General features: G+C 56.5%; 1 pseudogene. It reads right to left on the bottom strand.

Annotated features, from left to right (window positions below):
* A pseudogene (locus ACYVTD_RS19280) lies at positions 1 to 207 on the bottom strand (cysteine synthase A); the annotation flags it as partial.

Here is a 207-nt window from a genome sequence, read left to right as displayed (position 1 = left end):
GGTCAGAGCCGCTTCAAGAACGGAACCTGACGAAATGCCTACAATAATACCCTCTTCTTTCGCAAGACGGCGCGCGGCGTTTCCGGCTTTTGTTTCATCGGTCTGGTAAATCTCGTCGATTACCGCCGCGTCATAAACCTGCGGCTTGAAGCCAGCGCCGATACCCTGAATCTTATGGGGACCGGGAGAGCCGCCCGAAAGCACGGG

The organism is Treponema sp. R6D11, from assembly GCF_054786075.1.
Note: the sequence above shows the minus strand (reverse complement) of the source record. Positions and strands in the feature narration are given on the sequence as shown.